The sequence below is a fragment of the Pedobacter aquatilis genome (assembly GCF_032678405.1).
GTDB lineage: Bacteria > Bacteroidota > Bacteroidia > Sphingobacteriales > Sphingobacteriaceae > Pedobacter > Pedobacter aquatilis_A.
Genome location: NZ_JAVTSJ010000005.1, coordinates 42,754 through 57,251 on the forward strand (window position 1 = coordinate 42,754; position 14,498 = coordinate 57,251).

Here is a 14,498-nt window from a genome sequence, read left to right on the forward strand (position 1 = left end):
AACAATTAAGCAGTTTTCAATTAACCTGTTAATTAACCAATAAACAATTGAACCAATGAGTTACTGAACCAATATTTTTTTTATAAATTTGCGCCTTTTACAAATAACAATATGATTAAGAGACAGCAAATTAAAGATTTATTAAAATCGACTGCATTTGGCACAGAAGTAACCGTTATGGGATGGGTAAGAACTTTCCGTAACAACCAGTTTATCGCTTTAAATGATGGAAGTTGCATGAGCAATATCCAGGTAGTTATCGATTTTAATAATTTACCAGATGAGCTGTTGAAGAGAATTACAACTGGCGCAGCTATTGCAGCGACTGGTACCTTAATCGAATCGTTAGGAAAAGGACAATCAGTAGAAATTAAAGCTACTTCAGTTGAAATTTTAGGTGATAGCGATCCTGAAAAATTCCCCTTACAACCTAAAAAACACAGTTTAGAGTTTTTACGCGAAATTGCACACCTGCGTTTCCGCACAAACACTTTCAACGCTGTTTTCAAAGTACGCCATGCCCTGGCATTTGCCATCCACCAGTTTTATAACGAACGTGGATTCGTTTATATGCACACACCTGTAATCACCGCTAGTGATGCAGAAGGCGCAGGTGAAATGTTCAAGGTAACCACTTTAGATTTTGATAACACCCCACGTACTGAAGATGGGAAAGTAGATTTTTCGCAGGATTTCTTTGCCCGTGCAACCAATTTAACTGTTTCCGGGCAACTGGAAGGTGAGTTGGCAGCCATGGCATTTGGTAAAATCTATACCTTCGGGCCAACCTTCAGGGCAGAAAACTCAAACACTACCCGTCACCTTGCCGAGTTCTGGATGATTGAACCTGAATTTGCTTTTGCCGACCTGGAAGATAATATGCAGCTGGCAGAAGACATGATGAAGTATGTAATTAAATATGCTTTGGATAACTGCAAGGATGAACTTGAATTTTTAAATGCTCGTTTAGCTGAGGAAGACAAACAAAAACCACAGAATGAACGTAGCGAATTTAGCTTATTGGAAAAATTAGACTTCTGTCTGGCAAACGATTTCGAACGTTTAACTTATACTGAAGCAATTAAAATATTAAAATCTTCTAAACCAAATCAGAAGAAACAATTTAAATACCTGATTGATGAGTGGGGAGCTGATTTACAGAGCGAGCACGAACGTTATCTGGTAGAAAAACACTTCAAAAAACCGGTAATCTTGACTGATTACCCTGCAGATATCAAATCGTTCTACATGCGTCAGAACGAACCAGATGCTGAAGGCAGACAAACCGTTGCAGCTATGGACATTTTGTTCCCGGGCATTGGCGAAATGATTGGTGGTTCGCAGCGTGAAGAACGTTTAGACCGTTTAACTAAACGCATGGAAGACATGAATATACCTCAGGACGAACTTTGGTGGTATTTAGATACACGCCGCTTTGGTACCGCCCCACATGCAGGTTTCGGTTTAGGTTTCGAACGTTTGGTATTATTTGTAACCGGTATGACCAACATCCGCGACGTAATTGCATTCCCTCGTTTCCCTAAAAACGCGGAATTTTAAGAAAGCAGGAAGGCTAAAGCTTAAAAAACAACAAAGCCGTTTGATTGTTCAAACGGCTTTGTTGTTTACTTATTTTCCGTACCCTGGTCTGTGAGCCACAGACCAGGGTAAGAAAAAAATCTGGAGCTTAGCTCAGGTTACCTACCATCATAGTGGTTTTTAGAAAGGCTAGAATTTAGAAGTTTGGGGCTTAGAAAAAACAAATCTCGATATCAAAAGACGGGCTTAAGTTTCCTGTATTATATCGCTAACAAAGCTTGCATTGTTTTTTTTTCTTTATCTGAAATGATTTTTAAAATATCAGCTGCCTGTTGAATATATTTTAAATCGCTGGTCAGGCTTATTTTTTCGAATAATTGCGCCACAGCTGTCCAAAGTGAGGCAATTTCTATAAAAGCCTCATAGCCTGTTTTCAATTCATCAAGCTTGAGTAATTCGTAGCTTTCTTTCAAAAAATCGCGATAAAAATTCCTGAATAAAGCACCACCGGTTCCGGCTTTTTCCATAATCATGGCCGATTGTGCAAATTCATCGGAAATATTTTTACTCGCATTAAACCACTTTACTATTTCGCTACTTGCTTTTAAAATTCCTTTATAGGCAATATTATTAATGGGTGGATTCAGATATTCTTTTGCATTATTCTTAATTGCCTGCCGAATCACAATTTTCAGATCAGGCTCCTTGTCTAAACGTTTTATCGTATAAAATAGGTTCTTAGAGGCCATGGGTCCTTTTTCAGCTCGGGCCAGCGCCAGACTATCTAGAGAGGTTTCCACCAATCCACCTTGTTGTCTGGTATCTACCAAAAATGCATTATCGCTGTCATAACCATAAAGAGCAGCATAGTGTCCGGCAAAATGAAAAGGCTTAGAAAAGTATTCCAGGTGATAACAATCTAATTTTAGTCCTACTACTTGTCTTTTATCCAGCAGTTGCTTTACCTCATCCCAGGCTTTTAGTTTAGAAGAAGTTTCTTTAACTGTTAATTCGAGGTTTAAGTGCTTCGCAATATTTTGGGTTAAAAGATCTGCTTTTATTCTTCCTCCCATAAACGGGAAGTCCATACTTTTCATATTCCAATAAATAAAGCTCAACCCTTCACCAATCCCAAAAAGCAAGGGCTCTGAAAGTTCAATACCAAGCTGATGCAGCAAAGTTCCTGTTGCGGTGGTTTCGCAGTGCTGTCCATCAAAAGGTTTTAAATGCTCAATCTTCATGTTGCCATCTATTTTTTTTCGATCACTTCCACTGCTTTTCCAAGGCAGAGATGCTAAATAAAGCCGCTCGAACTTTATTACTCGCTTATATACTTAACTTATGGTCTGTGAGCCACAGACCATAAGTTAAGAAAAAAATCTATAGCTTAGCTCAGGCTACCTACCATCATCGTGCATTGTATCGCTGTATGGGTTCGCATGAGCGTAATCAACAGCCGAAACCTTATAATCTGTAGGAGCAAAACTCTTCGCACTACTAAGCGCCATCCCCAGCTCATATCTCGATGGATACGGTGTTTGCAATAAACTTCCGGCAGGAATGTAAGGAAACGTTTCTAAATACGACTGCATCACACTTGGGCTAACCCTCCTGTTAATATAAGCCCGGCTTAACTGGTGGGGTTCCCTTAAACCAGCAGCTCCAAGCAATTCAACAGCACTTGCTACAGTAAGGTTATGAAAATTCTTAACACGAACAGTCTTATCTTCAACCACTAATCCTTTCATCAGGCTTTGGTCTTGCGTGGCAACACCTGTAGGGCAGGTATTACTATTACACTCCAGTGCCTGTATACAGCCCAGGGCAAACATCATACCGCGTGCGGCATTACACATATCGGCACCCAAAGCAATGTTTTTAACCAGATCAAAACCTGTAGCAACCTTACCCGAAGCAATAATTTTAATATGTTTCTTAAGGTCGAAACCATTTAAAACGTCGTAAACAAAGGCTACTCCTTCGCGTAAGGGCATGCCTACCGAGTTCGAAAACTCCTGCGGCGCAGCACCTGTACCACCTTCACCCCCATCAACGGTAATAAAATCGGGATAAATACCAGTTTCTATCATCGCCTTGCAAATAGCATAAAATTCACTTTTACGACCTATACAAAGCTTAAAACCGACTGGTTTTCCACCCGATAAGTCCCTGAGTTTTTTAATAAAATTCAGTAAGCTTATTGGTGAATCAAAAGCGGAGTGGGCAGGTGGCGACAATACATCTTTTCCTTCAGGTACCAGGCGAATCCGGGCAACCTCTGCCGTAACTTTTTTCGCAGGCAACATACCACCGTGACCAGGTTTTGCACCCTGTGAAAGTTTAATTTCAATCATTTTAACCTGATCAGCCTTTGCACGTTCGGCATAAGCGTCGTAATTAAAAGTGCCGTCATCGTTTCTGCAGCCAAAATAACCCGTACCAATCTGCCAGATTAAATCGCCCCCTGGCTGACGGTGATAATCACTGATGCCACCCTCTCCCGTATTGTGAGCGAAATTGCCCATTTTGGCACCACCGTTTAATGCAAGGATAGCATTCTGGCTCAGCGAACCAAAGCTCATTGCTGAAATATTATAAATACTTGCCGAATAAGGTTTAGTACATTCAGGCCCGCCTACAAGCACACGCGGATCGGGATTTAAATCATGATGCGAAATCGCAGCAATACTGTGGCTAAGCCATTCATAGCCGTTTTCATAAACATTTAACTGCGTACCAAAGGGGATGGTATCATTATCTTTTTTAGCTCTTTGATAAATCAGCGATCGGTTTAAACGGTTATAAGGCGTACCGTTGGTATCACTTTCTACAAAATACTGGTACACTTTAGGCCTTAACTCTTCCATAAAATAGCGCAGGCGACCAAATACAGGGTAATTTCTTACGATACTATGTTTTGGCTGATATAAGTCGTAAACACCAAGAATTACAAAAGGTCCGGTAAAAACAAATGTCCACCAGAGGAACGGATGGTATAACCCCAACATTATGGTTAAAGCAACCAGAAAGGCTGCAATGGCAACGAAAGCTTTTCTCATGTGTTGTTAATTTATTGACAATTAATAAAAATGCAAAGATTAAGATTATTAAACAACTGACACCATTAAATTGTTATTTTTACGCTATGCTTATTAAGATTTATCCGGAAAACCCCAACGAACGTGCTATTGACCAGGTGGTTGAGGTATTAAAAAAAGGTGGTTTAATTATCTACCCTACCGACACAATTTACGGTTTGGGCTGCGATATTACAAATCCGAAAGCTATTGAGAAGATTTGCCGCATCCGCGGAATTAAACCAGAGAAGGCTAACTTTTCTTTTATATGCCATGATTTGAGCCACATTGCCGATTTCATTAAGCCTATTGACAACACTACATTCAGGGTATTAAAAAAAGCACTGCCAGGTCCTTTCACATTTATCTTTAATGCGAACAATAATGTACCAAAACTCTTAAGTTCAAATAAAAAAACGGTTGGTATCCGCGTTCCCGATAACAATATCGCCAGGTGCATTGTAAAAGAACTGGGCAATCCTATTCTCTCTACCTCGATTAAAGATGATGACGAGCTTATCGAATATTCGACAGACCCTGAGCTGATACATGAAAAATACCAGGATCTGGTTGATTTGGTTATTGATGGTGGCTATGGTGATAACGAGGCTTCGACTGTAGTTGATTGTACCAATGGAGAATTCGAAATTATCCGTGAAGGAAAAGGCGATATTGAAGATTTTTTATAGTTAAAAAACTAAAAACGAATAAGTTATTAACATCTTAATAAAAAAATCCCTAAAATATCTAGCTTTATTGCGACTAAACAACAACTACTCCCGTACTAACAAACTGACTGCAATAAATCATTATTAACATTAAGTTAATAAACAAGCCCTATTTTCGAATCCCTAATCACCCCTATATGATAAAAAATTAAAATCAACAGTGCTGTTTCTCAGCTTAAACATTTGCCTGGCCAATGTTTCCCCTAATTATTCACGTGTAAAAATTAATGGATAATTAAATCGTCTAATAATCACTTTTAATACCCTGAATGGTAAAACTTTACTTTTAGCTAAATCTATGGCTGACTTTTCTGGTGCCTATATCTTTCTGCACCTTTAATGCGACCGTATTAAAATCATTTTATATCCCTATAAAATTTGTATGAAAAAACTTCTACTATTATCCCTTCTATTTCTGTTTGTGGGAAAATTGTTTGCTCAGGTTTCACTGACTACATCTCCCTATACAGAAAATTTTGATGGAATTGGCACTTCGCTTCCATCTGGTTTTACCGTCAGAACAGGCGCTACAACCTCTGCACTTGGCACTGCGACAGCTTTTACAAATGCTGCAACAGCATGGAGTGTTCAAACAGGTGCGTTTAAAAATTTCGCGTCTGCAACAGCTGGAGCCACGGCAACTGCAACAGCGCAAGCCGCTGCTACCGATCGGGCGCTAGGCCTGAGACAAACTGCAGCTGTAGGCGACCCGAGTGGTGCCTTTGTTTTTCAACTAGCGAATACAACAGGAAAAACTGCTTTAAAGTTAAGTTTCAATCTCCAATCACTGGATTCGTCATCACCACGGCAAGCAACATGGCGTGTAGATTATGGAATTGGAACTGCTCCAACTACTTTCACAACGGCAACCACAACCGGTACGCTAACAACAGGAAATTCAGCATTTTCTAATAATGTTATTAATGTTGATTTTGGAACAGCATTAGATAACAATCCAAATAATGTATGGATTAGAATTGTTACGATAGCTGCAACCACGGGTGCTGGAAACAGGCCATCAACAGCTATTGATAATTTTAGTTTAACATTTAATTCTGGCGGTGGCCCGGCGACCCCTGCGTTGGTAGCATCTCCTAATAGTCTTTCATTTGGGAATCAAACCATAGCCACAAATTCCGCAAGCCAAAGCTTTACATTAAGTGGCACAAACATAACTGCAAGTACTGATGTTTCGACATCATTGCCTTTTACCGTATCAAAAGACGGTAACTCTTTCACAAATTCGATCAGTTATTCAACGGCTGAAATAGCTGCATCACCAACAGTTTATGTACGTTATCAGCCAACAGCAACAGGCCCATCAGCAGCTAATACGACCATTTCAAGTACTGGTGCTACGTCAATTAATGTTGCTTTAACAGGAACGGGAGTAGCCGGAGATGTAACCCCACCGGTTACAGCAGCCAATTATCCTAAAATTGCCAATCAAACGCTAACCTCTTTTGATTTAATCAATAACCTGAATGAAGCCGGAACTAGTTATTATGTTTTGTTAACTTCTGGTGCAACTGCTCCGACACCTGCACAGGTTAAAGCTGGTTTAGATGCTTCAGGAACCGCAGCATTAAAAGCCGGTTCATTTGCAAATCCAGCAAATACAGATGCTAGTACGACCATCAGTGCATTAACTTCCGGAACAACTTATACAATTTATATTGTTTCACAGGATGTTGCTGGCAATTTACAAACATCGACCAATACCATAGATGGAACAACAACAAATCCTCCATTGGTGAGCGCACCTGTAATCATCAGTCAGTATTATGAGGGTACATCGGTTAATAAATGGATTGAGTTAACAAACCTGAGCAACAGTCCGATCAATACCGCATCTCCGCAATTAAAACTTGCCTTATACAATATTTCTGGTGATGCCGGTAACATCAACATTACGGGTACACCATCACAAATTGTGAACCTAAATTTCACTATCCCGGCTCAGGGTTCTGTACTTTTAGGCAATACTGGCAACGGTACTGAGGTAAGTTATTTAACCCCGGCAAGTGCGGTGTTAAACAGCAACACAGTAATCAATTTCAATGGAAATGATGGTGTAGCTTTATTAGATGCGAACAATAATATCATCGATGCTTTCGGCCAAGGCGTAAATGCAAAAGATGTTTCTTACGTAAGAAGCTTGAATGTAACTTCTCCTTCACCAACTTTTATCGAAAACGATTGGACAAGAACACCATTGGCAACTGTTCAAAACGCCATTGATGACGATGATGCTAATCGTTTAGGTGTACATTTTCCGCCAAACTTACCTGTTTGTGCTGCACCAACAGTAGCTGCAACTTCATTAACTTTTAGCGGGGTAACCACCGGAAGTATTACAGCAACATTTGTAAAATCAACAGATGCAAATGAGTACCTGATCATCAGAAGCTTAAACAACACATTATCGGCTTTGCCGGTTGATGGTACAGCTTATGCCGTGGGTACGGCATTTGGTGGTGGTACGGTAGTAAATAAAATCGTGAGCAATACCTTCACCGATAATAATTTAACCAGCTCAACCAACTATACTTACTTTATTATTCCTCTAAATAACCTTTCCTGTACGGGCGGACCAAAATATTTAACCACTAATATTTTGTCGGCCTCACAATTAACCAAAACCTTACTACCTTGTACAAGCCCAACTGCACAGGCTACTAATTTTACCATCACCTCATCAAACTATAACTTTATACAGGCAGCATTTACGCCAAACGGTTCAAGCGATGAATACCTGGTGGTGATGAGTACCAGCAACACCTTATCTGCAGGCCCTGTAAACCAAACCGTTTATAATGTTGGCGATCAGCTGGGTGGTGGGATCGTAGTAAAACGTGGTGCAGGTGGTACATTCACCAGAAACAGTTTAACCCAAAATACCAATTATTACTTCTTTGTATATGCAGTAAACAGCGCTTGCGCCGGAGGCCCCTTGTATTTAACCACACAACCTTTACAAGGTAGCTTTAAAACAGGAGTATTGGATGTAAATAAACTAAATTTCTATTACGGTAACCTACACAGTCATAGCAGTTATTCGGATGGTAATAAAGATGATTTGACTAAAAAACCTGAAGATGACTATGCTTTTGCCAAAAACTCCATGAATCTGGATTTCTTAGGGATATCAGAACATAACCATACCCAGGCAGGCATGTCGTTAGCCAACTGGCAGCCAGGAATTGATGCTGCCAAAAAAGCGACTACCTCAACCTTCGTCGCTTTACATGGCATGGAATGGGGAGTAATTAGTGGTGGTGGTCACGTTATCGTTTACGGTATCGATTCATTAATTGGATGGGAACCTGGAGAAAATCAGATTTATGTCCCTAAAAGTACCTATACAGGTTCAACCGGATTGTTCAGGGTAATTAACAGACATGGTTTAAATGCAGTCGCGACCTTGGCACACCCAAACAGTACTGATTTTAACAATATTGCTTCCAGCTACGATTTAAGCGCAGATAGTGCAATTGTAGGTACCGCACTGGAAAGCGGTCCGGCTTTTTCAACCAATATTACCTATTCCGACCCGGCAAGTTCAATGAGTTATCTGAGCTATTATAACCGCATGCTTGCCAGAGGTTATCACCTGGGCGCAAGTATCGATCACGATAACCATAACCTTACATTTGGTCGCCACACCCGTGCCAGATTAGTTGTTCTAGCGCCAGCTTTAACAGAAAACGACTTGCTCGATGCGATTAAAAAAATGCGCTTTTATGCTTCGCAGGATTCAGCGGCTAAAATTGTATTCACCATTAATAAACAACCAGTAGGTAGTGTATTTAAAACTGCCGGTGCACCGTTAATCGAGGTAAATTCCATTACCACAAGCCCGGTAACGAGTATTAAAATCCTTTACGGAACACCTGGAAGTGGTATTAATCCGGTAGAGTTAACTGCTAGTACTTCTTCAAATTTAACTTATACGGATAATGCTTTGGCCAATCTGGCTACAGGTTATTATTATGCCGATATTGTAGAAGCAGATGGCAGCAGGGTCATCACTTCACCTATCTGGTACTCACGCGATGATGCAACCATAAAATCCAACCAGAACATTACCTTAGCTCCTGCTAAAACGGTAACTTATGGCGATGCTGATTTCCCAATCGGGGCCACCAGTGATAATACCACAATCAACCTTACTTATACCAGCAGCGACACCAATATTGCAACCATTATTAATAGCGATATCCACATTTTAAAAGCTGGTACCGTAACCATTACGGCTAATCAGGCAGGTGATACTTTCTTTAATCCCGCAGCTGCGAAACAACAGGTATTAACTGTTGCACCAAAAACGATTAATGTTAAAGCCGATGCCAAAACCAAATTAGAATCAACAGTTGATCCTATGTTCACCTATACTTATTCCCCAGGCTTGATTGGTGCCGATGCCTTTACAGGAGCATTAAATAGAAATGCAGGCGAAACTGCTGGCGATTATGCCATTACACAAGGCAGTTTGACTTTAGGTACAAACTACACCATTGCATACACGCAGGCAAATCTTAAAATTTATGCAAAACCTGCAGCAACTTTAAGTGCAAATGTATCGGTACCTTTAAATGCAACAGCTCCTTTAATTACCTTTACAGCAAGCACTGGTACTGCGCCTTTCACATTTAGCTATAATATTAATGGTGGAGCCAACCAAACCTTAACATCAAATACAAATACCGCTACAGTAACAGCTTCCACATCAACGGTGGGTACTTTTGTATATACCGTAACAAGCATTACCGATGCTTACAGTACACAAATACAAAGCGTAAGTACAACAGTAAAAGTAAATCCTCTTCCGGTAGCCAGCATTGCAGGTACTACGGCTTTATGCTTAAACAGTAATCAGTCGGCAATTACTTTTACAGGTGGTAATGGAACAGCACCTTATACTTTTATTTACAATGTAAATGGTGGTAGCAACAGAGCAATTACTGCGATAGGAACAACTGCTACAGTAGCGGTACCAACTGCCAGCGCAGGTACTTTTGTATATAACCTGGTGAGTGTAAGTGATGCAAATGCTTCACAAACACAAACAGGAACAGCAACAGTAACAGTGAATGCTTTACCTGTTATCAACATCAGTAGCAGTAAAGGTATATCAGTATCTAAAGGTGATATCATTGTCTTAACAGCAACCGGGGGTACACAATTCAACTGGACAGGTGCTGACATCATCAGCGGACAGAATACTGCGGCTTTAACCATTCGCCCGAGACAAAGCGGCACTTACCGTGTGGTGGTAACCAATGCAAGCGGATGTGTGGCTGACCAGAACATTAGCATCACCGTAGTTGATGATTATAAAATTGAAGCCAGTACAGTAGTTAGCCCTAACGGTGATGGATATAATGATAAGTTTATCATTAAAAACATCGATTACTATCCAAACAATACGTTGAAAATTTTCGACAAAACAGGAAGGGTGTTATATACCAAGCATACCTATGCAAACGATTGGGACGGTACGGTGAATGGCAGTCCGCTAGCAGAAGGAACCTATTACTATATCATTGATTTAGGAACAGGCATAGGTACATTTAAAGGATTCATTAACATTATCAGAAACTAATTACGGCATGAAAGCAATTACAAAAAACATAAAGCAAATAAGCCGTGTAACGTTTCTATTTGCAGCAGGTGTACTATTTTTCAATAAAGCGCAGGCACAGCTTTTGCCCCTTAACGCTCAATATTACCAGAACCGCTACCTCGTAAATCCATCGATGGCAGGTTTTAATGAAGGACTGAATATCAACGGAAGTTTCCGTAAACAGTGGTCAAACATTCCCGGTGCACCGCTTACGCAAAGTGTAACCATTGATCAGCAAGTGGGCAAAGTAGGCTGGGGCGCAAACGTATACAACGAAAAATCAGGTGGTATTCAGCGCACCAAGATGGTAGGAACATTTGCCTATCACCTCCCCCTAAATAATGAAGACCAGAAACTAAATTTTGGTATATCATTCGGCGCAAGTCAGGACAGGCTTGATTTAAGCAGTGTGCGCAACAGCGACATTAACGATCCGGCTATTGCCCGTTTTAACGACAGGGGTTACTATTTCGATGGCGACTTCGGTGTATCCTATACTGATAAAGCCTTAACCATTGAGGGAGCAATCCCGAATATGCGTTCTGTTTTCAGAAATGATGATTTGAACTTCGCCGATAAGCCAACCTTTTATTCTGCTGTAGGTTATAAATTTAATTTTGGAACAGGCCTTAATGGTATCAGTTTAGAACCTAAAGCGGTATTCAGGGGAATTAAAAACTATAAGAATTTATGGGATGCCGGTGTTAATGCCAACTTTGCAAACGATAAACTGTATGTAATGGCCATGTACCACAACACGCAGAATGCAACAGTAGGCTTCGGTATGAACTATAAATCGACTTTGTACTTTATGGCTTACTACAATACGGCAACATCAGCAATCAGTGGTTATACCGATGGTGATTTCGAAGTAAACATCAGGGTAAACATTGGGAAAAAGCACCCTTAAAAAAGCGCTGCTGAATTATTTCAGCTATCAGTAAACAATAAAAAGCAAAAGCCGCAGGTTAACATCATTAGGTTAATACTGTGGCTTTTTAATTAAACTGCCTGATTTATCAAAGAAATAAAGATTGCTTAAGCCAATATTCTTATTTTTACGGAATGGCAAAAGCGGCGAACCAAAATGTATTCCAACGTTTCTTTAAATCCGAAAAAACAGGTGGGATATTGCTTTTAACCTGTGTAGCCATTTCACTAATTCTTGCAAATACTTCCGCAAAAGTAAGTTTTACTAATTTCCTCGATATAACCATCGGTTTCGGAGCAATAAACTACAGCATTCTTACCTGGATCAATGACGCCCTCATGGCTATATTTTTTCTTCTGGTAGGTCTCGAAATAAAAAGAGAACTTGCAGAGGGAGAACTCTCGAGTGTAAAGAGTGCGGCACTACCTGTAATCGCCGCAATTGGCGGGATGTTGTTACCAGCTATGATATACAGTAGCTTAAACAAAGGAACTTCAACGGCAGGTGGCTGGGGTATTCCGATGGCAACTGATATCGCCTTTGCGCTTGCCATAATTGGGCTTTTGGGCAAAAATGTACCCCCATCACTTAAAATATTCCTCGCCGCCCTGGCCATTGTCGACGATCTAGGTGCGATCATTGTCATTGCTATATTTTACACCAGCCAGATTCATTTCCAATATCTTACTTTGGCAGCCGGAATACTCGTACTGTTAGGCCTTATGAATCATTTTGGTGTTAAAAACCTGGTATATTACCTTATTCCAGGTATATTCTTATGGTACTGCATACACCATTCAGGTATACATGCAACTATTGCAGGGGTGCTGCTTGCCTTTACCATACCTACAGGCAAAACGGCAAAAACCTCGCCCTTGCAAAAGCTGGAGCATGCGCTAACCAAACCTGTAAACTACTTGATCATGCCGCTATTTGCGCTGGCAAATACCAATATTACTTTCCATAAGGAAATGATTCAAGGCTTGATCTCACCTTTAGGTCTTGGCATTATCATGGGGCTTTTTGCCGGAAAAACTATTGGTGTAACCTTATTCAGCTGGATTGCCGTAAAACTGAAGTGGGCTAACCTACCTGTTAACGCAGGATGGAAACATCTGATCGGCCTCGGCATGCTTGCTGGTATAGGCTTTACCATGTCTATATTTATTGCATTGCTATCCTTTAATAATCCGCAGCACATTTCCGAAGCAAAGTTTGCCATACTTACAGCCTCTGTAATAGCAGGTTTGATAGGTTTTGTATTTTTGAAAAGCATTAACAAAGAAAAAATCCTAGTAAAAGAATAACCTAAATAGCTTAGCAAAGTTATCTAATCTTCTTAAATAGGAGTTCCGTATCACTAACGAGTCCTAATCGTTAAGAAAAAAACCAAAACTCTTTAAATATTACGCTGTTTTATTAACAACCAAATACAAATAGCATGAGCTTAAAATTCGAATTCACAGTAGACAAAGAAAATAACACCGTCCACGTACAGCGGGAATTCGCTGCTGACCTTGCAACGGTTTGGAAAGCCTGGACTACAGCAGAAATCCTCGATCAGTGGTGGGCACCAAAGCCATACCGTGCTGAAACCAAATCACTAGATTTTAAAGAAGGCGGTACCTGGTTTTATGCAATGGTAAGTCCTGAAAATGAAAAGCATTGGTGCAAAGCAAATTATGAGCACATTAGTGATAAACGCAGCTACAGTTATAAAGATGCCTTTTGCGATGAAGACGGCAACCTTAACAACCAGTTTCCCAGTTCGCATTGGACAAATACCTTCACTACTTCAGGAAACAATACCCTGGTGGATATTGTAATCAAACACCAACATGCAAACGATTTGGCGCAAATTCTGGAGATGGGCTTCAAAGAAGGTTTCACCATGGGACTAAGTAATCTGGATGAAGTTTTAGCTAAAAAATAGCACAGACTTGAATCTCCGTTAATCTTCATCTATTAATTCAAAAAATGCATTAACTGATGGTTATAAAACATTTTTTAACCACTAAAAGTGGATTATCTTTGCAGTGTCATACCGTTATACCATGCAGGCAAAATATATTATTAAAGCTTTCAGCGAATTTAGTATCGAAGAATTATACCATGTACTTCGCTTAAGAAACGAAGTTTTTATTGTAGAACAAAACTGTCCATACCAGGATCTGGATGATAAAGACCAGCGAAGTCTTCACCTGCTTTATTATGTGGATGATCAATTAGCGGCTTACACCAGGTTGCTTCCCCAGGGCATTTCTTATGAAGATATATCGATTGGCAGGGTTTTAACATCAGCTGCTCATCGGGGTATAGGTTTAGGTAAAAAACTTATGGAAGCTTCTATTGCTGGTTGTTACGAAAAATTTGGCCCCTCGCCCATTCGCATTAGTGCACAGCTCTATTTGTTAAAGTTTTACCAGTCTTTAGGCTTTGAAAAAATTGGCGAACCTTATGATGAAGACGGCATACCACATATTGAGATGGTTAAGCAAAACTAGTATTGGTATTATGTCTTATTGAAAAATAAAAACCATATAAGGCATATAAACCACAGCTAAGTACAAAGCCTTAGCTATAATTTATATGTCTTA

9 protein-coding genes are annotated in these 14,498 nt (G+C 40.1%); 7 read left to right on the forward strand and 2 right to left on the reverse strand.

Annotation, left to right across the window (positions count from 1 at the left end; genetic code table 11):
• The first annotated feature begins 111 nt into the window (after positions 1 to 111).
• Positions 112 to 1,560, forward strand: coding sequence for an asparagine--tRNA ligase (gene asnS / locus R2R71_RS13930; protein ID WP_316831890.1), 1,449 nt, complete (start codon positions 112 to 114; stop codon positions 1,558 to 1,560).
• A gap of 239 nt (positions 1,561 to 1,799) precedes the next feature.
• Here asnS and R2R71_RS13935 read toward each other — a convergent pair whose 3' ends face one another.
• Together R2R71_RS13935 and R2R71_RS13940 are read right to left on the reverse strand one after the other, a co-directional pair.
• Entirely contained in the window at positions 1,800 to 2,780 is a 981-nt protein-coding gene (locus R2R71_RS13935) for a BtrH N-terminal domain-containing protein (protein WP_316831891.1), read from the reverse strand.
• A gap of 156 nt (positions 2,781 to 2,936) precedes the next feature.
• Positions 2,937 to 4,598 carry an FMN-binding glutamate synthase family protein gene (locus R2R71_RS13940; RefSeq protein WP_316831892.1) on the reverse strand — a complete coding sequence of 554 codons (1,662 nt, stop codon included), beginning with the start codon at positions 4,596 to 4,598 and terminating at the stop codon, positions 2,937 to 2,939.
• An 86-nt stretch (positions 4,599 to 4,684) separates the two neighbouring features.
• Here R2R71_RS13940 and R2R71_RS13945 point away from each other — a divergent pair, with 86 nt between their 5' ends.
• From R2R71_RS13945 to R2R71_RS13970, 6 genes are all read left to right on the forward strand, one after another.
• Entirely contained in the window at positions 4,685 to 5,305 is a 621-nt protein-coding gene (locus R2R71_RS13945) for an L-threonylcarbamoyladenylate synthase (RefSeq protein WP_316831893.1), read from the forward strand.
• 421 nt (positions 5,306 to 5,726) lie between these two features.
• A complete protein-coding gene (locus R2R71_RS13950; protein WP_316831894.1) occupies positions 5,727 to 10,949 on the forward strand; it encodes a gliding motility-associated C-terminal domain-containing protein in 5,223 nt (1,740 codons plus the stop codon).
• Between the two features lie 7 nt (positions 10,950 to 10,956).
• Entirely contained in the window at positions 10,957 to 11,880 is a 924-nt protein-coding gene (locus R2R71_RS13955) for a type IX secretion system membrane protein PorP/SprF (RefSeq protein ID WP_316831895.1), read from the forward strand.
• A 155-nt stretch (positions 11,881 to 12,035) separates the two neighbouring features.
• Entirely contained in the window at positions 12,036 to 13,208 is a 1,173-nt protein-coding gene (nhaA, locus tag R2R71_RS13960; RefSeq protein ID WP_316831896.1) for a Na+/H+ antiporter NhaA, read from the forward strand.
• A gap of 134 nt (positions 13,209 to 13,342) precedes the next feature.
• Positions 13,343 to 13,834, forward strand: coding sequence for an SRPBCC domain-containing protein (locus R2R71_RS13965; protein WP_316831897.1), 492 nt, complete (start codon positions 13,343 to 13,345; stop codon positions 13,832 to 13,834).
• A gap of 121 nt (positions 13,835 to 13,955) precedes the next feature.
• Positions 13,956 to 14,405 carry a GNAT family N-acetyltransferase gene (locus R2R71_RS13970; protein WP_316831898.1) on the forward strand — a complete coding sequence of 150 codons (450 nt, stop codon included), beginning with the start codon at positions 13,956 to 13,958 and terminating at the stop codon, positions 14,403 to 14,405.
• The last annotated feature ends 93 nt before the right edge of the window (positions 14,406 to 14,498 follow it).